Source organism: Bradyrhizobium retamae (assembly GCF_001440415.1).
Taxonomy (GTDB): domain Bacteria; phylum Pseudomonadota; class Alphaproteobacteria; order Rhizobiales; family Xanthobacteraceae; genus Bradyrhizobium; species Bradyrhizobium retamae.
Map to the genome: position 1 here is coordinate 1 of NZ_LLYA01000175.1, position 18,327 is coordinate 18,327.

Below are 18,327 nucleotides of genomic sequence, written 5' to 3' on the forward strand. Positions count from 1 at the left end.
TACTTCAAAAATACAGTTGCTTCCCGGAGAACGGCTCTTTTGCCTCCGTCGCCGACCGGATAATTCCCGCCGACTTAACGCCAGCACCGCGGCGTCCGAACCACACGACTTCGCCGTACGCTTCCGGCGCGTACGTCTAGCGCGCCATCAGCGTCCATCGCATCTCACCGCACGTTCGTGACGATCGCGAGCGCCCCTCAATGGGTGAGACGGGCGGAGTTATGCATCTGATTTGCGTGACAAGTTAAGCGGAATATTTTTGATTCCCGGGCTTGACACGAGTTCTGAAAATCCGAAGTGATTTGCCCGTCGTGCCATTTAGTCGCAGTCGCGCATTGAAATTCGCTTGGGCGCGAGGCAAATCAGTTCGCCGTCCGTAGGGTGGCAAGCGAAAGCCACCAACATGAAGCCCACCCGGCGATAGATGTGGGCACGGCGCAAGTGTGCCTTTTGCCCGCTCTATGGGATCTCGCCGTCAATCTTTTGGTGTGGAATCCGGCGGACAGTTCGGGGAAGCCTTCAGCGGCTTGTCGCCGCTCTGCACCGTCGGCGCGGCCGAGTTCGTGCCGCCGGCATCGGGCAGCACCGCGCTTTTACCAACGGTGACTGAATTTGACGTCTTCTCCTCGCCGCTTCCCGATGTCGCAGCCGGCGATGTCGTGCAGGCCGTCTCCTGCTTCTGGCCCGATGGTGCCGTGGATTGGGCAGAGGCCGCACTCACTCCGATTACCGCTACAAAAATCGCTGCCGCGACGCGGGTCATTTTCGGTCTCCAAAGGCTCAAAATGGCTTGCTCAGAGCAAAACGTTCTGCTGCAACGATGGTTCCGGTTAGCCTTTATGCGGCGTCGCGGAGATTGAAACCGGCGCAGGATCTGCTTCATTGAACGATCGTGAAAGGGAAAATTCATGGCCATCGGTCTGACGCGCCGCACGCTGCTCCATCTCGCCGGCGCCTCATCGCTGTCGGCCGCGGCCGTTGCCGCAGCGCAGGCGGAGGGTGTGGCGGGCGGCGGGCCGACCTTCGCCAACCGCACGCCGATGCGGATCGGCATGGTGACCTTGCGCGTGCGCAACCTCGATCTCGTCACCGACTACTATCGCGACGCCATCGGGCTCACCGTCTTGCAACGCACGGCAACCGGCGCCCGTCTCGGCGCGGGCGGCGTGCCGCTGCTCGATCTCACGCTGCGCGCGGGCGCCGCCACGGAGGCGCGGAATGCCGCGGGCCTCTATCACACCGCCTTCCTGATGCCGACCCGCAAGGATCTCGCTCGCTGGCTGGTGCACGCCGCAACAAATAAGGTGCCGCTCTCCGGATTTGCCGACCACCTCGTCAGCGAGTCCGTCTATCTCGACGATCCCGAAGGCAACGGCATCGAGGTTTACGCCGACCGCGCGCCCGAAAGCTGGAAATGGGATGGCGGCACGGTCGCGATGGCGACCGACCCGCTCGACATAGACGGCCTGCTGACGCTGACGAATCCGCGCATCTCCAACTATGCCGGAGCGCCCGACGGCCTTCGCATCGGCCACATGCACCTGCGCGTCGGCGACCTCGAACGGGCGGACCACTTCTATGGCGGCGCCATCGGCTTCGACCCGACCCGCAAGCGCACCGGCGCCGCGTTCCTGTCGTCTGGGCGCTATCACCATCACCTCGGCATCAATGTCTGGCAGAGCGCCGGCGCCGGCCGGCGGGATGATGCGGCCACGGGACTTGCATGGTTTTCGCTTGAAGTCGCGTCGGAGGAAATTCTGCAGGCCCAGCAGCAGCGCCTGCAGCAGGCCGGAGCGCCAGCCACGGCGATTACCAACGGCGTCGAAACCGCCGATCCCTGGGGCACCAAGGTGCGGCTAATCAAGGTTTGATGCTGGGCGCGATCGTTCGGTTAGCCCGGTTCAGCATGCGCCGACAGGCCATGCGACCGCGGGAGAAGTCAGGTTTCTTTCTCCCGCCAATGATCACCGAACATTATTTCTTCTTACCGGAACCCAAGGTTGGCTGCCAGCCCCCGGCCTTCTGACTCGGTGCTGCGGCAATTACCTTGATCTTCTCCTTCTTGGGTTTCTTGGCTTCCCGATTGCCTCGTTGCTCGCCTTTGGCCATGTCGATCTCCTGGGTTGATGGTGATGCTTGAACCAATGCAGATCCGGCTAGAAATCGTTGTCGACTAGAGCCGAGGCGCGTCGAGATCATATCTGACCTTCAACGTCCTGATCAGATCGAGCGTGCGGGCGCGATAGAAATCGTCGCCCTCGGACGCTGGCCGACTGATGCTCGCGCTCCATCCGTAAGCATCGTCAAAAACAAACATCGTCATTCCCGAAGGCCAGGGACCATGGAGGATGCTTGCCTGCTCCACAATCATATCCTGGAGCTCATCGGCGGTCTTGAAGGGTCTGCTCATGGCTTGCCTCCGGGACCTGTTGTGGGCGCCTTGCTATTCTTCAAGATGGTCGAACTCATCAGACAGCAGGATGCGGCCCCGGGGCGTGTATATCCTCACATCCAAATAACCCTCCTGCAAGAGCTCCTTCGCCTTCTTGACGGCAGCCCCGCCGCCGCACGGCTAAGATTGACCCGGCCAAATTGATTGTTGCCGCTGATCAGGTAATGCAGTTCGCTCGTCCTATCCATGCAGGAATGCCACGGCCGACACCAACAATAGAAGAAGCGGCGGAACGATTGCCGGCGGGACGGTCCGGTCGGCAGCCAAGCAACCTTGGGACAACAAAAGCGCTCCGTTCGTCGGGGCGTGAGCGTTGCTAGCCCTCAGTCACCGATAGACGCCGTGGGAAACGCGGTGATAATCAACTCTAGGCTCGCGTCGCCGCAATAGCGAGCGCTAAAACGCCGCGGAGACGCCGAGCGCCTGCCGGTGGCAATGCTCGCACTTGACCTTATGCCAACCTCCAGCGCGATTGCGGAAGGGCGCTGACGTAATCCCGTCGCGTCCAATTCGAAGCGGTCTACATGGCCCGATCCGCGGAAATTTGTCGGGTTTATCTCAATCGAAGGCCGATGGCAGCTCTCCCCTGCGGAAGATGACCGTCGGCTCGTCGTCATAGTCGCCGACCTCAGGGTCACCGGTGGATGAGAAGGCAACAACGCCGAGCTTGCTCTCGGCCAGCCGCTCCGCGGTGCGAAGCGCGCCCGTTGCCGTTTTGCAGGCAATCGGAGCGTCGGCTTTCAGGTTTCCTCCCCGGCCGGCATTGAATACCTGAACGAAGTAGCTTGTTTCGCGAGCCATGGGGTCTCCTTAGAAATGCGGATCGCACCGCGCGATTTCTGATTCAAGCCATCGATCGCATCAACGCGGAAATTTCGATTGTCGCAAAGTTGGAGTACGTATCCGAGACGGCGTAAGGCAATATGAGTTGACCGTTGTGCGTCATCGCTCCGCAGGTATAGACCACATTGGGAACGTAGCCTTCGCGTTCGGATGGTTCGGGTCGCAGCAACGGTTCACGCGAACGCGCCAGCACCCTGGAAGGGTCGCGCTTGTCCAGCAGCGCTGCGCCGATCGAGTATTTCCGGACCGGGCCGACACCGTGCGTCAACATCAGCCAGCCCTCCTCCAGTTCGATTGGCGATCCGCAGTTCCCGATCTGCACGAACTCCCAGGGAAATTGCGGCCTCAAGACCGGCTGACCGCCTTCCCATCTGTAGAGATCGTCCGAATAGACCAGATAGAGATTCTCGTTGTCCTGTCGCGCAATCATGGCGTACCTGCCATCGATTTTCCGCGGGAAGAGCGCCATGCCCTTGTTACGCGCGGCTGTGCCTTGCAGCGGCGTCATCCGAAAAGAGAGGAAGTCGGCGGTTTCAATCAACTCCGATCGGATGGCAGTGCCCTTATAGGCGGTATAAGTTGCGTAATAGATCGTCCGACCGCCGTCGCTAAATTGGACGAAGCGAGCGTCTTCGATGCCGTTCGATTGCGACTCCGTCAGCGGAAAGATCACCCGTTCGCTGATGTCTGGTGCCAGCTCGAAAACGACGTCGACTTCATCGCCGCTCGGTCCGGTGGTCCGGTGCGTGATCCGGGGACTCGTAGCGAGCCGGGCGGTCGGATCGACTCTGATACTGCCATCCGCCGCGATCGTGCCGGCGCGAAACGTCAGCGACGATACATGCCCCTCGCCGACGGCTCGGAGGCTCAGAATGAAGCGCAGGCTGCCGCTCGGAATTCCCGACTGGTCGGGGTGCGGCACGATGCTTGGATTGAACAGTGCCGACGCTTCGAAGGAATACTCGTGCAGGAAGTAGGCGCCGATCAGTTGGCGCTGCACTTCGGAAAACGTAGTGTGCGCCAGCAGCGCCTCCTCCATCTCATCGGCACGCAGCTCAAAGGTCTTTAGCAAGTTGCGGTGCCGGCCCTGAAAATTCTCCAGCACGTCCGCCAATTGGGCGGCTGCAGCCTGCGAATCGAGATTGAGAACGCGCTCGACAATATGATTGGCGCGTGTCTTGTCGGTCGGATTGAGATCGCGCGGTTCGGTCGCTGGCTTGAACGGACGGACGATCACGCGCCCAGGATCAGGCCGCAGATAGAGCGCCCGCCGATTGATGAAAGTGGCTTGCAACAGCGTGCCCTCTGTTCGCGTGTGCGTGAATAGACGCTTGACTCAAGCGCCTATGGCGCGAAGCGCCACAGGATTGGTCGGATTGATATTGGCGCGCACAAGCTGGCGCATCTCGGCGAGCGCCAGCAGATACGACACGACCGACTCCCCGCCGCAATTTTCATTCGCGCGGTCAGGATGCAGCCCGTCGCGGCAAGTGCCGGTGTCGGAATCGACCAGCGCCACCGACAGGTCGTTGCCGCCGAAAAACCAGGAAAAAACCCTGGCCGCGATCGCCTTCCATTCGGCATCGCCGTCCGCCCGCCAGGCGATCAGACATGCCGCAATCGTTGCGCTGGCTTCCACCGGCTGCTGATCGAACGCGCCAGGAGGCTTTCGAAGTTGTCCGAAGCTCGTCGTGCCCACGGGACGGAAATGCCCGGTTGAGGTCGTCTGCTGTGTCATCAACCAGCGCAGGGTTCTCAAGCCAGCATCGATGTAGGCCGGCGTTCGCGTTGCGAGGCCCGTAGCGATCAGGGCCTGCGGCAGGCGGGCGTTGTCATACGCCAGGCTTTCCTCGAACCACACCCAGTCCGGCGTCTCGACCAAATCCAGGCCCGAAACCAGCCCGTCGGCAAGAGAATGCCTGATCTCACGGGCGCGCTGATCATCCGGAGTTAGGGCACAATAGGCGTCGAGGCCGAGCAGCGTGAAGGCCATTGCGCGAGGCGAACGAAAGGCCGCGGCGGTCGACAGGGCTTCGGCAAACAAGGCCGCCGCCCATCGACGCCGTGATCGGCTGGCATCCTTCCGCCCGCATTCGCCCAGGGCCCACAGAGTTCGCCCGTGGCTGTCCTCGGAGCCTTTATCTTCAAGCCAGGTCCGGTTGAAACCCATGAAGTTGCGAAAGCGCCTGGTATCGGGATTCCACGCATGCTGCACAAAGGCGGCAAAGCGGCCCGTCTGGCTTTCCGAAAGCGGGTGTTCGCCCGGTTCATTGAGCGCGCAGGCCAGCAGCAACGCGCGGGCGTTGTCGTCCACGCAGTAGCCGTGCGCGCGATCAGGTACCGAATGCACGGCGTGCTGAAACAGGCCGGTATCGTCGCACATCGACAGGAAATGGCCCAATTGCATGTCGGGCACGGCGGGGCGGTGCGGCGCGATTGCGTCCGGTCGGGCGCGCGCGATCACCTTCAGCCGGTGGCCGTGTCGTGCATTGTCGAAGGCGGTCATGTAACGCTCGGCTGTGCGCTCCCATGTCATCGATCGGCTGGCAGCGTGGGCGCGCTCGCGCATCGCCTGACGGCGAGGACCGTCGGTAAGCAGGCCCGCTATTTCGTTGCCAATCCCCATCGCGTCGCCAAAGGAAACGAGAACGCCGCGGCCGTCGGCCAGCAGTTCGCGCGCATGCCAATAAGGTGTTGAGACGACCGGCTTGCCGAGGCCGAAGCTGTAGGCCAGCGTGCCCGACGTCATCTGCGCCTCGTTGAGATACGGCGTGACATAGACGTCGCACATTGAAATGAATTCGAGCAGCGTGGCCTGATACACGAACTGATCGAGGAATACGACGTGATCCTCGACGCCAAGTTTGCGCACGCGTGCCATCAGGCTGCCGCGATACGCTTCGCCCTGGTCACGAACCAGATTGGGATGCGTCGCTCCAAGTACCACATAGACCGCGTCCGGCCGTCTTTTCAGGATCGAGGGCATGGCGTCGATCATGACCTCGATGCCCTTGCTGGGGGACAGCAGGCCGAACGTCAGAATGACCGACCGGTTGCTGAATCCGAGCTTGGCCTTTGCCTCGTCCGGCGCGACGAGCGGAAAGTCGGGGATGCCATGGGCAATGACCTCGATCTTGTCGTCCGGCACGCGATAGACGTTGCGCAGCAGCTCACGGCCCTTGTTGGCCATCACGACGACTTTCGAGGACATCTCGACGATGCGCTCCATCACCGCGCGCTGAGCCGCGGTCGGTGCGGCCAGCACCGTGTGCAGCGTCGTGACGACCGGCATGGTAAGGCGCGACAGCAGTTCCAGGATATGAGCCCCGGCCTCGCCGCCGAAAATTCCGAACTCGTGCTGCAGACAGACGATATCGAACCGGCCGGCGTTGAGAAACGCCGCACCGGCCACATACTCCTCGACGCTGGCGTCCTTGATCTGCAACGCGACCGAGGCCGGATAGTCGTAGGTCTGATCGTGATCGGTCATCGCCACGATGCAGGTTTGCAGGTTTGGCTCCGAATTCGAGATTGCGCGTTGCAGGTCGGTCGAAAATGTCGCGATTCCGCAGCGGCGAGGCAACGAATTGCCGATCACGGCGATCCTGCGTAGCGGCGTCACGTGTGCGCCTCGACCAGGCCGGTGAGTTTCGTCACGTCGGACGCAACGGACCGAACAGGCTTGATCGATTGCCCGGAAAGCCTGTGCAAAAGGGAGCCGATCGGGCCGCTTGCGGGATATGCGACCAGGGCGGTTAGCCCGTTGGCACCGACTTCGATGCTGGCACGACCGCCGCCGACGAAGATCGCCTGCCCGACCGACAGCGCGGCCAATCCGATCGCCGCATGGCCGTCGAGAGCGAGAACCCAAGTCTCCGAATCGGCGAGCAGCGCCCAGCTTGAACCTTCGGGCAGCTCAAGCCGCTCGAGCACAAAATGCTGGCTCGCGACCAGAACCGTCCGCTCAAGAGTCAGGCGGACTGGATGACGTGGAGGTCGAAGCGGAGCAATGTTCGCGACTGCGACGCCATTGTCGATGTGCAGTTCACGCTGCCTGCCGTAGTCGAACAGGCGGAATGTCGTGTCGCTGCGCTGTTGAATCTCGGCGAGCACGATGCCGGCGCCGAGAGCGTGGATGGTCCCAGCCGGAATGAAGATGACATCGCCTTTCGCAACCGGACGCCATTGAACCAGATCAATGATCGAGCCATTTGTGATCGCCGTCCGTAGTTCCTGTGGTGTGACCCGTCGATTCAGGCCAACGCCGATCTGCGCGCCCGGCTCCGCCGAGATGATGTACCATGCCTCGCTCTTGCCGTTCGGCATCCCCATTGCGCGCGCAAACGTATCGTCCGGATGGACCTGGATCGACAATGGTGCGCTGGTGAACAGCAACTTGAGAAGCAAGGCAGGCGTCGGCGCATTGCTGTCGGCGCGCTCGAACCAAAGCTCTCCCACCGCACCCCCGGTACCGTCGATGCTGCTCCATGGTTGGAGATCGCCGACGCCCCAGGGCTTGGGCATGGCCTGTACGGACGCGTGTTCGATGGGCATAGGATCTCCTGACCCATGACGCGCATGCCGAAGCGACATGCCGTTGGTCGATATCATCAGTAGGATGTGTGGCTAAGCGTCGCGTCTGCGGGACACGCTTTGTTGCGGAACCGGTTACGCTGTTGCTCATATGGATACTGCAGCACCCAATAGCAACCATTTTGCTTCGCGTGCGGTCGATATAGTGCAAGACGGCACGCCGAGGACGGCAGAGGCGACTGGAAATCGATCCCAGCTCCACATCACGCTGCTCTCTCGCCATCAGAAAGATGCGGAACGAACGCTGACCCTTGCCTTCGCTTTGGGATTTCGCTCGACATCGTCATGAAAAGAGCGTCTGCTATACACATCACCGCCCCTTCATTGGCTGCTATCGGTGACTGAGAGTCTTGTACTCCCGCCACACGAGGGCGGTTAGTATGTCCACCAGCCAACAATTCAATCTGCGAGAGTGGCTGGTACCTCCAATCCTGGTACCAGTTGTTCTTGGTCTCCTTATCGCTGGAGCAGTTATTGTCCAGTGGTGACGCCGCAGTGCGGAACACGCGCATCGCGATGCGCCAACCGCGGCTTTTGAAACCAGCTTCCACGCAGATCAAATCATCGCGGTGAACGCGCGAGGAATGACGATGAAAAAATCCGTGCTTTCAATTGAAGAACCAGAGCTGAAGAAGGCGGTGCGGGCCGACAGGCCTCCGACCGAAGGGTTCGCGACGATTGTCGACGGCCATTTCAAGTCGGAGTTTGATACGATCGAGGCTGCCGAGGTCTCCGGTCGAAAGCTGAAGACCGCTTATCCGATGCTTCAGGTCCAGATCTACGATGCCGCCATGAGGGTGCGTACCTTGTTGAGCTAGCAAAGCTGGCTGTCGCGCCGTTATCGCCTGTGCGAAGATAAAGGCCTCTACCGGCCGGGGCGCGCCAGCAAGACGGCGTGGGAGGCTTACCAGGAGGGCAAGGGCGTCTGCCGCGACTACGCCCATCTTGCCGTTGCGTTCTGCGGCTGCATGAACATTCCCGCGCAAGGTCTGGACCGACGAGGTTGCGTGACGGTCGCCGCGCATCGACCTGCTTGATTCGAACTGCGACGATCGGGAAAGGAACTCGGATGAAAACGACTCTCGCCGTGCTGGCACTATGCGCATGTGCGTCGGGCGCTCTTGCCGCTGCGCCAGAGTGCCGTGCGATCGACAACGCCAATGCGCGCCTGTCATGCTACGACGCCGCGCATCCTCCGAAAATGGAAAAGCCCGTTATCTCCGAAAAAGACCCGTCGCGAGCCGCCTACAAAGATCCTTTCAGCGCAGAAGACGCCAGGACCAACGCCAAGCTGAAGAATATCTGCCGCGGCTGCTGAGATGGCGGCGAAGGCGATGTAATGATGGACTATGCCGGGGCGCCCGACGGCCTTCGCATCGGCCACATGCACCTGCGCGTCGGCGACCTCGAACGGGCGGACCGCTTCTATGGTGGCGCCATCGGTTTCGACCCGACCCGCAAGCGCACCGGCGCCGCGTTCCTGTCGTCGGGGCGCTATCACCATCACCTCGGCATCAATGTCTGGCAGAGTTCCGGCGCCGGCCGGCGGGATGATGCGGCCACGGGACTTGCATGGTTTTCGCTTGAAGTCGCGTCGGAGGGAATCCTGCAGGCCCAGGAGCAGCGCCTGCAGCAGGCCGGAGCGCCAGCCACGGCGATTACCAACGGCTTCGAGACCGCCGATCCCTGGAGGACAAGGGTGCGTCTCATCAAGCCTTGAGTGTTCGCGAACGAACAAAAATGCCTTGAATTCTCGGGTCAGTTGGCATATGTCTATGGCATATGCCAAGGGGATTTCGCGATCCATGACCGAGCAAAGGCACGTCAGACTATTTCGCAACGGCCGCAATCAGGCGGTTCGTATTCCTGTGGAATTCGAACTGCCTGGCGATGAGGCGATCATGCATCGTGACGGTGAGCGTTTGGTGATCGAGCCGGTGCGCAAGCGCGGGTTGGTCGCTCTGCTCAAGACGATGAAGCCGATCGAAGAGAGCTTTCCCGACATCGACGATCCCGTACCAGCACCGGAGCGTGTGCTTTGATCCGCTATATGCTGGACACAAACATCATCTCCGATTTGGTCAGCAATCCTCAGGGCAAAGCCGCGAAGCGGATCGCCAAGGCGGGCGAAGACAAGATCTGCACAAGCATCATCGTCGCCGCCGAGTTGCGCTATGGATGCGCGAAGAGCGGTTCCGAGCGATTGCTCAAGGCGGTCGAAGATTTGCTCGCCGAGATCGATGTGCTCCCGTGGGACGTTCCCGCGGATACCGAATACGGCGGAATCCGCGCGGAGCTGGAAGCTGCTGGAAAGCCGATTGGAGCGAATGATCTGCTGATCGCCGCCCATGCCTGCGCGACCGGCGCCACGATGGTGACCGCCAATATGGACGAGTTCAAACGCGTTCGCGGCTTGAAGGTAGAGAATTGGCTTCTGTGAGAGCCATCCGAGCCACAGCGGACAAGTCGGCTTACCTAATCGTACAGAGTTCGAGCCCCGCCGAAAGGATGATTGAATGAATGTGCCGATGAGCTGGGACGAGTGGGCGCAGCACGATGGCGTGGCGCTGGCCACACGCGTGGCGAAGGGCGAGCTCACGGCAAAAGAATTGGCGGCGCAGGCCGCTGCTGCGATCGCCAAGGTCGATCCCCCACTTTCGGCCGTCGTCGAAGTGTTTGAGGATGCGGTCGCCGATCCCGCCACCGACGGCGCCAATCTCGATGGTCCCTTTGCCGGACTTCCGTTCCTGATGAAGGACCTCGGTCCGACATTGAAGGGCCGGCTGCAGGAAATGGGCTCGCTGTTCATGCGCGGCAATCGCGCCACCGCCGACACTTTCCTGACGCGGAAGATGCGGGCGGCCGGGCTCAATCTGATCGGGCGCACCACCACGCCGGAATTCGGGGTCTGCAGCTCGGCCGACAATCCTGCCGTCTACGTCACCCGCAACCCCTGGAATACCGACTACACCACCTGCGGATCGTCGGCCGGCAGCGCTGCGACGGTCGCCGCCGGCGCGGTGCCGATCGCGCACGCGACCGACGGCGGCGGCTCGATCCGGATTCCTGCCGGCGTCAACGGCAATATCGGGCTGAAAGTCTCGCGCGGCGTGTTCTCGCTGTCGCCGCTCCTCTCCGACTTGAGCGGGCTGGTCTCGATTCAAGGCTGCCAGTCGCGCACAGTGCGCGACACCGCGGCCTTCGTCGATGCCTGCCGCGGTCCGGCGCCGGGCGAATTCATGCCGTTCTGGAGTCCGCCGGAGCCGTATACGCGGATGATCGCACGCGATCCTGCCCGGCTGAAAATCGCGCTGTCGTACCAGTGGGGCGAATACCGGGCGACGCCGCATATCGCAGCCGAGCTGCAGAAGGCCGGACGCTTTCTCGAGGGCCTTGGCCATCACGTCGATTACGCCCTGCCCGATCTGGACTATGGCGAAGCCTTCGCGGCGCAGACCACCTGCTACATCAGCAATTTTGCCGTCGTGATCTCCAACATGCTGGCGGCGCGCGGCCTCGAACAGCCGCCGGAAGATCTGATCGAGCCTATCAATATTCGGATCTGGGAGCGTGGCCGGCACACGTCCTACGCCGACCGTGCCCGCATGCAGGCGGTATTCAACACGACCTCGCGCAGCTTCGGCGCGTTCTTCGAGGACTGGGACATCATCCTGACGCCGATCACCGCGCTGCCGACGCCGAAGGTCGGCACCACGGAATATCTCACGATCAGCGACAATCCAGACGTGCTGGACTGGTTCGGTAACCTCTGGCGCAATTTTGCCTTTACCCCGCTCGCCAATCTCTGCGGCATCCCCGCGATCTCGCTACCGCTCGCCGCCCATGAGAACGGCCTGCCGCTCGGCATCCAGGCCATCGCCAAGCAAGCGAATGACGGGCTCTTGCTGCAGCTCGCGGCACAGATCGAACGCGCGATTGACAGCAAGTGGAACGCGGGGCAGACGCCCGGCGTGCATGTGACGGCGGAGTGAACGGCGGGCGTGTCGTCCGCCGTTACTGCTTGGCCGGTTCGTCCTTGCTTTCGACGTATCGGGAGGCAGCGTCGCGCTCAAAGGTGCTGAGCCCGCTGTCCAGCAGCGCGTCGCAGGCGTCCTTGAGGCGCTTCAAGCTCGCCACGTTGCTCGCGCGCGTTGCTTCCAGATGATCGAGATAGGTCAGCTCGGCCATGATCTCGGCGAGCTTCGAGGCATCCTCCTGGCTGAGCGGTCGCTCGGCGCGCTGATCGACTTCGTCAGGGCTCTTGTCCTGGACGAGGCGAATCGATCTGACCATGAGGCTGCCGGTCCGGCGTCGGGATTCACCACGCATAGCGCACCACTCCCTTGCCGGCGTAGCTGCGGGTGACGCTGGAGAACTCGCCCTCGAAGGTAGCGCCCAGCGAAAAGCCGTTGCGCCATTTCATCTCGGCGGCGGCGGTCGTCAGCGCGGCGTCGCGAGCCTGCGCGGCGCCGTTGACCACGAAACTCGCTCCCGGCAGCGTCTGGAACGTCGCCGCGGCGGCCCGGTCGGGGGTGAAGTCATGCGCCCAGGCGGCGCGGCCCCGCAGCGTCAGGATCGCATCGCCGACCGCCCATGCTCTGTCGGTGCGCAATCCCAACTCGCTGCGCGAGGCGGTGACGGTCTTCGCGCCATAGCTCAAGGCGAAGGTGTTGGCCCCGGACAGCACGCTCTCCGCATAGGCCGGAAGCTGGAACGACGTCACCTGGCCTGCGGCGTAAGGCGTGACCGCCATCCAGGGTGTTGCGAACCGGTAGCCGCCTTCGACGCGGCCCGCGAAGGTGTTGGCCTGGAAGCGCGCCTGTAGCCGGTCGATGCCCGCGACCGTCACCGTGCGGTCAGTGGTGACGTCCTGCCAGCCATAGGCCAGCGCGGCGGAGAGGTAGGCGGGGCCATGGTGGTGGCGCACGAACGCCCCGGCCTGGAACAGGTCGGATCGTCCCGTACCGCCATTGACCACGGAAAAATTGGTTCCGCCGCCCGCCAGCGCAAAGCCGGCGAGCGTATGTGCCGAGAACCAGTAATCGGCCCCGGCGGCGGCCCCAAACAGACGGCTCGTCGCGCCGTTCGATCCAAGTGCGGTGTTGCCGGATGATGTCTGCGATCCACCGAAACCTGCGGCCCAGACGTTCCAGCGCTGCTCGAAGCTTGTCGGCACAGCCGGCGGGATCGCGGCAAAGGCATCGCGCGCCACGGCAGCGCGCCGCGCTGCACCATCGGCGGCATATGAGGATACGCCCTGAGCCGAAGCACCCATGTCGCCGCGCCCGTCGATGAACGGATCGGTCATCTGTCCCATGAACATGGTCATGACGTTGAAGGTGCTCTGCTGGGCACCGGTCGCCGTTTCGCCGGAGATCTGCGTCAGCGCATTCTTCAGCGGCGTACCGTCGAGATTGAGCAGGACGTCGAAGGCCACCGGCGGCGTCGCGCCGCCGAACACCGCGCGGTTGATGCCGCCGGCGACGCTCGCCTGGTTGGCGTTCGTGCCCGACGGCAAAATGATCTCGCCGGGATCGAGCACGAGATAGACGTTGTTGGCGTCATAGGTCAGGTGCGGATTGCGCGCGCCGGGACGGAAGCTGTTGATGACGTCGAGGCCGGCGAACTGCGTGCCGCCAAATCCGCCGCTGGCGTTCAGGATTGTATAGGTCTGGGCCCTGAAGCGAGCCGGCACCAGCGCAACCGCCTGCACGGTGGCGCCGGTCAGCGTCGCAGTGCCCGCGACGTTGGCGCGGTCGGCGGAGGATGGGGAGACCTCCACCGTGTAGAAGCTGCCGCTCGTAAAGCCCAGATTGCCGCTGACGGTGAGCGTGCCGATGGAATTGCCGGGCGCGAGCGCACCGCCGCTTGCGATCATCGTGTTGCCGACGATGCCGGTGCCGCCGAGCGCGCCGCCCGCATTCACGGTGACGCCGCTCGATGACAGGATCGAGCCGTTCACCGCCAGCGTGCCGCCGTCGACGGTCGTAGCGCCGGTATAGGTGTTGATGCCCGACAGGGTCTGCCTGCCGGTGCCGACCTTCACCAGCGACGCGCCGGTGCCGCCGCCCGATCCGCCGTCGGCGAGCACCCCGGTGACGTTGCTCGACAGATTATTGCTGCCGACCGTCAGCTCCTTGCCGCCGAGCTGGAACGTCCCGCTGCCGGCGAGCGAGCCGGCGGCGAGCTTGTTGTCGCTGTTGGGGCCGGTGCTCATCGAGAGGTCGAAGACGGCGCCGGATGTCATGTTGATCAGCGCCGCATTACCGGGCGCGGAGTTGCCGTCGAACAGCACATTGCCGCTGTTGATGATGGTCGCGCTGCCGGCCGTGGTGTTGGTGTCGAAGGTCAACTGGTTGTTGTTGGTAATGGTGGCGCTGCCGGCTGTGGAGTTGCCGGTCATCCACATCTGGCCGTTATTGGCGATCGTCGCACTGCCGGCGGTCCCGCTGTTGCGGAATTCAATCGTGCCGCTGGCATTGTTGGTGATGGTCGCGTTACCGGCCGTGGGGACGTCGCCGAAGTTGCCGCCCCAGAAACTCATCTGACCACTATTGATGACCGTAGCGTTGGCCAGTGTGGCGCTGTTGACGATCTCGAGCGTGCCTGTGGCGGCGTTGGCGATGCGCGCGCTGCCGGCGCTGGAGTCGCTCCAGAAATTCAGGCTGTGATTGTTGACGATCGTGGCCGTTCCAGCCGTCGAGCTGTAGTAAAAGTAGATCCAGGCGTTATTGGTGATCGTCGCGTTGCTGGCCGAACTGCTGTCTTCCAGATAAAGGCCCATGTTATTGGTAATGGTAGCGTTGCCAAGCGTGGCGCTGTTCCAAGTCAAGAGACCGCCGTTGTTGACAATGGTAGCGTTGCCAGCCGTGCTCGAGTCCCGAAAATTCAAGTTAGCGGTACCGACGTTGATCGTGGCGCTGCCGGCCGTGCTCATATTGTAGAAGTTGACGAAATTGCCGTTGACGGTGAGCGTTGCGTTGCCGGCCGAACTGCTGCTTCTGAAATTCGTCGTGCCAGTCGTGGTGATCTGAGCATTGGCTGCCGTGGCGACGTCTTTGAATTCGAGCGTGCCTGCATTGGTGATGGCTGCACTGCCAGCCGAGGCGGCGTTACTGAATTCGAGGGTGCTGGGATTGGTGATCGCGGCGCTGCCCGCGTTGGTATTGTTGCGGAAGGTTGTCGTTCCGCTGTTGCTGATGCCGGTGATGCCGCTGGTGTCGGCATTGACGACGTCGAAGGTTGCACCGCTTCCGACCGTAACCGCGCCCAGAATGGAGCCGATTCCGGTGGCGCTGCCGAGCCGCAATGTGCCGCCGTTGATGGTCGTGCCGTAGCCATAGATGTTCGCTCCCGACAGCGTGAGCGTGCCTGTGCCGATCTTGACCAGCGACCCGGTATCGTTCCCGCAGCAGATCCCGAAGCCCGAAATCATGCCGCTCACCTCGGTCGACAGATTGTTGGAGCCGACCGTAATTTCATTGTTCCCAAGGAAGAAATTTCCGGTGCCCGCAATCGAGCCGGCGCTGACCTTGTTGTCGCTGTTGACGCCGACCGTGCCCGAGAAATCGACGTTGCCCTCGGTGATGATGGCCGCGCTGCCGGCTGTGGAGTGGCCGTCGAACTTCAAGTATTCGCCGTTGATGATCGTGGCGGTCCCGGCCGTGCTGTAGTCGGAAAACCAGGTCTGGGTCGTGATCTTGTTGGTGATCGTCGCGCTGCCGGCACTGGCGTTGCCGGTGAAATACAGGAAACTGTTGTTGCTGTTGTTGACGATCGCGGCGCTGCCGGCCGAGCTGCTGTCTGCAAACCAGGTATATTTGTTGTTCGTGAGGGTTGCGCTTCCAAGGGAGCTGGTCTGGAAGAAGTTGAGATTGCCCGCGTTGACGTTGATCGTGGCGGTACCGGCCGAACTGCCATTGTAGAAACCGACAGAGGCGCTGGGGTCGTTGAGGTTGATCGTTGCGTGACCGGCGGAGCTCGTATCGGTGAAGTTGAGGGAGACGAAGCCATTGAGGGCGATGCTTGCGCTGCCGGCGGAGCTGGCGCCGAAGAATTGCACGAATCCGCCATTGGCGGTGATGCTCGCGCTGCCCGCCGTGCTGGTATTCCTGAAGTTCACCGCCGCCGAGTCGTTGGTGGTGAATTGCGCATTGCCTGCGGTGGACGTGTCGTAGAAATCGGTCCTGCCGTAGCCGCCGTTGGTGAAGGTCGCACCGCCGGCCGTGCTGTTGGCATTGAAATCGATGCGGTTGTAGTTGCCGATGGTGGCACTGCCGGCGCTGCTGGCGGTGAAAAAGTTCAGGTTGCCGTTGTTGGTTATGGTCGCGCCGCCGGCCGTGCTGGCGTCGCGGAAATTCACTGTATCGCTGTTGGTGATTTGCGCGCTGCCGCCGGTTGCGGTGTCCTTGAACTCGAGGAGGCTGTTGTTGGTGATGGTCGCGCTGGCGGCCAAGCTGCTGTTCTGGAAAGTGACGGTCTGGTTGTTGGTGATGGTGGCACTGCCGGCCGTGCTCCCGTCGAAGAAATTGGCGTAGCCGGCATTGATGTTGAGCGAGCCGGCGCTGCTCGTGTTTCTGAAGTTCAGGGTCCCGGTGCTGGTGATGCTGGTGCTGCTGGCATTCAGGTTGCCGTAGAAGGTGGTGACGCCGGCATTCGCGATGCTGGTGATGCCGCTGAGGCTGGTGTGGAAGAGCTCGAGTGCGCCGCCGGCACCGACGCTGACCGCGCCGAGAATCGTGCCTACGCTGCCCGCCGTGCCGAGCTGGAGGGTGCCGCCGTTGACCGTCGTGCCGCCCGTATACGTGTTCGCAGCCGACAGCGTCATCGTGCCGGGGCCGGTCTTGATCAGCGAGCCGCCGGTCCCGGAGATCGCGCCGCTCACCTCGGTCGTTTGATTGTTGAAGCCGACCGTGAGCTCGTTGGCGCCCAGCAGGTAGGTGCCGGCGCCTGCGATCGAGCCGGCCGTGAGCTTGTTGTTGCCGGCGGCTCCGATCGTGCCGGAGAAATCGACGAGACCGCCGGCATTGTTGGTGATGGCGGCGCTGCCGGCGTTGCTGGTGTCATGAAAGAGCAGCCGGCCATCGCTGGTGATGGTCGCGCCGCCGGCCGTGCTGGCGTCATCGAAGACGATGTCGGTGTGGTTGACGATGGTCGCGCTGCTGGCTGAGCTGCTGGCGCGAAAGTTCAGGCTGCCGTTGTTGATGATGTTCGCGCCGGCGGCCCAACTGAAGTCATCGAAGGTGATGCTGCCGGTGCCGGAGTTGGTGATGACCGCGGTGCCGGCTGAGCTGGTGGACTGAAAGCTGAGGGTCCCGGTGTTGGTGATGGCGGCGCCGCCGGCGCTGCTGGAGTCGGTAAAGCGGAGCTGCGAGCTATTGGTGATGCCGGCGGTGCCGGCGGTGCTGTCGCGATAGAAGACCATGACAGACTGGTTGGCGATGGTCGCGTTACCGGCCGAGCCGCTGAAGTCGAAGACGAGAGTGCCTGCGTTGGTGACGTTGGCGTTACCGGCGCTGGCCAGACTGGTGATGGTTATGCCGCCAGTGTTGGTAATGGTCGCGTCGCCCCCCGTGCTGCTGCCAGTGAAGGTGATGCCGCCGGGATTGGTGATGGTTGCATTGCCAGCCGTGCTGTTGCCAGAGAAGGACATGTAATTGGAATTGGCGATGGTGGCGCCGCTGGCTGTGCTGTCTGCGCGAAAATCGAGGCTCCCGGTATTGGTGATGGTCGAGCTGCCGGCTGAGCTGCTGTTGTAGTAGAACAGAAGACTGCGGTTGGTGATGGTCGCATCGGCGGTCGTGCTGCTGTGGTAGAGATCGATAAGGCCGGCGTTGTCGATGGTGGCGTTGGCAGCCGTACTGGTGCCTTCGAAGCCGATGCTGCCGATGTTGGTGATCGCTGCGCTGCCGGCCGTGCTGCTGTCGTAGAAGTACGTGGTCACGCCGTTGCTGATGGTGGCGGTGCCGGCGCTGCTCGAATTGCTGAACTGGAGGGTGCCGCCGGCGCCGGCGGTGGTGATGGTGGCACCTGCACCGTTGACCACGATCCCGGCGCCGTTGAGCACGAGCGTTTGGCCGATCGTCAGGTCGTAGGCAGGCGCCCCCGCATTGAAGGTCAGGCTGCCGATCGTGGTCGTGGGGGTGGCCGTCGGTGCAATCGACAGGCTGGTGGTGTTCGACGCGCCGAAGGAAGCGGTGCCTGATGGCACCGTTCCTGTGCTCCAATTGGAGCCGGTGAGGAAATCGCCGCTGCCGGGAGCGGCGAGCCAGGTGGCGTTTTGCGCCGCCGCCGGGGTGCCCACGGCCGCCAGCGCTGTCGTGGCCAATAGCGCGGCCCGCAGCCGCTTGCTGCCGGCGCCCCGCAGCCCGACATAATAATAACGTATACCGAACATGTTCTGCCCCGGCCGGCAGGGGTCCGCGCGCCTGTCCGGCATC

General features: G+C 62.6%; 15 protein-coding genes and 2 pseudogenes. 8 read left to right on the plus strand and 9 right to left on the minus strand.

Annotation, left to right across the window (positions count from 1 at the left end; genetic code table 11):
• Positions 1-475: 475 nt before the first annotated feature.
• Positions 476-763, minus strand: coding sequence for a hypothetical protein (locus CQ13_RS41615; RefSeq protein ID WP_082637682.1), 288 nt, complete (start codon positions 761-763; stop codon positions 476-478).
• A 145-nt stretch (positions 764-908) separates the two neighbouring features.
• On the opposite strand from CQ13_RS41615, the gene CQ13_RS27845 reads away from it, so the two are divergent.
• Entirely contained in the window at positions 909-1,871 is a 963-nt protein-coding gene (locus CQ13_RS27845) for a VOC family protein (protein ID WP_057846034.1), read from the plus strand.
• Between the two features lie 103 nt (positions 1,872-1,974).
• On the opposite strand, the gene CQ13_RS46530 is transcribed toward CQ13_RS27845, so the two are convergent.
• The 6 genes from CQ13_RS46530 to CQ13_RS27870 form a co-directional block, all read right to left on the minus strand.
• The gene (locus CQ13_RS46530; RefSeq protein WP_283807532.1) at positions 1,975-2,109 is read right to left on the minus strand and encodes a hypothetical protein; all 135 of its coding nucleotides are present in this window, start codon (positions 2,107-2,109) and stop codon (positions 1,975-1,977) included.
• 64 nt (positions 2,110-2,173) lie between these two features.
• Positions 2,174-2,410 (minus strand): hypothetical protein, encoded by a 237-nt coding sequence (locus CQ13_RS41620; protein WP_082637683.1) that lies wholly within the window; start codon positions 2,408-2,410, stop codon positions 2,174-2,176.
• 600 nt (positions 2,411-3,010) lie between these two features.
• Complete coding sequence (locus tag CQ13_RS27855) at positions 3,011-3,253, minus strand: hypothetical protein (protein WP_057846036.1); 243 nt, start codon at positions 3,251-3,253, stop codon at positions 3,011-3,013.
• A 43-nt stretch (positions 3,254-3,296) separates the two neighbouring features.
• Complete coding sequence (locus CQ13_RS27860; RefSeq protein ID WP_057846037.1) at positions 3,297-4,592, minus strand: glycoside hydrolase family 130 protein; 1,296 nt, start codon at positions 4,590-4,592, stop codon at positions 3,297-3,299.
• Between the two features lie 39 nt (positions 4,593-4,631).
• A complete protein-coding gene (locus tag CQ13_RS27865) occupies positions 4,632-6,917 on the minus strand; it encodes a glycosyltransferase family 4 protein (protein ID WP_057846038.1) in 2,286 nt (761 codons plus the stop codon).
• Positions 6,914-7,849, minus strand: a complete 936-nt coding sequence (locus tag CQ13_RS27870) for a class I mannose-6-phosphate isomerase (protein WP_057846039.1) — start codon at positions 7,847-7,849, stop codon at positions 6,914-6,916. Before CQ13_RS27870 ends, CQ13_RS27865 begins: the two co-directional genes overlap by 4 nt.
• A gap of 623 nt (positions 7,850-8,472) precedes the next feature.
• Between CQ13_RS27870 and CQ13_RS27875 the strand changes: the two genes are divergently transcribed.
• From CQ13_RS27875 to CQ13_RS27900, 7 genes and pseudogenes are all read left to right on the plus strand, one after another.
• Positions 8,473-8,706, plus strand: coding sequence for a hypothetical protein (locus CQ13_RS27875; RefSeq protein ID WP_245309364.1), 234 nt, complete (start codon positions 8,473-8,475; stop codon positions 8,704-8,706).
• A gap of 48 nt (positions 8,707-8,754) precedes the next feature.
• A pseudogene (locus CQ13_RS41625) lies at positions 8,755-8,874 on the plus strand (transglutaminase domain-containing protein); the annotation flags it as partial.
• 83 nt (positions 8,875-8,957) lie between these two features.
• Entirely contained in the window at positions 8,958-9,206 is a 249-nt protein-coding gene (locus CQ13_RS27880; RefSeq protein WP_057846040.1) for a hypothetical protein, read from the plus strand.
• A 27-nt stretch (positions 9,207-9,233) separates the two neighbouring features.
• Positions 9,234-9,608, plus strand: a pseudogene (locus CQ13_RS27885) (VOC family protein); the annotation flags it as partial.
• 85 nt (positions 9,609-9,693) lie between these two features.
• Entirely contained in the window at positions 9,694-9,930 is a 237-nt protein-coding gene (locus CQ13_RS27890) for an antitoxin (RefSeq protein WP_057846070.1), read from the plus strand.
• Positions 9,931-9,938: 8 nt separating this feature from the next.
• Complete coding sequence (locus CQ13_RS27895) at positions 9,939-10,328, plus strand: type II toxin-antitoxin system VapC family toxin (protein ID WP_082637690.1); 390 nt, start codon at positions 9,939-9,941, stop codon at positions 10,326-10,328.
• A 76-nt stretch (positions 10,329-10,404) separates the two neighbouring features.
• The gene (locus CQ13_RS27900; RefSeq protein WP_057846041.1) at positions 10,405-11,880 is read left to right on the plus strand and encodes an amidase; all 1,476 of its coding nucleotides are present in this window, start codon (positions 10,405-10,407) and stop codon (positions 11,878-11,880) included.
• Positions 11,881-11,902: 22 nt separating this feature from the next.
• On the opposite strand, the gene CQ13_RS27905 is transcribed toward CQ13_RS27900, so the two are convergent.
• Both CQ13_RS27905 and CQ13_RS27910 read right to left on the minus strand, forming a co-directional pair.
• Complete coding sequence (locus CQ13_RS27905) at positions 11,903-12,181, minus strand: hypothetical protein (protein ID WP_057846042.1); 279 nt, start codon at positions 12,179-12,181, stop codon at positions 11,903-11,905.
• A gap of 25 nt (positions 12,182-12,206) precedes the next feature.
• Positions 12,207-18,284, minus strand: coding sequence for an autotransporter-associated beta strand repeat-containing protein (locus CQ13_RS27910; RefSeq protein WP_197427461.1), 6,078 nt, complete (start codon positions 18,282-18,284; stop codon positions 12,207-12,209).
• Positions 18,285-18,327: the final 43 nt, after the last annotated feature.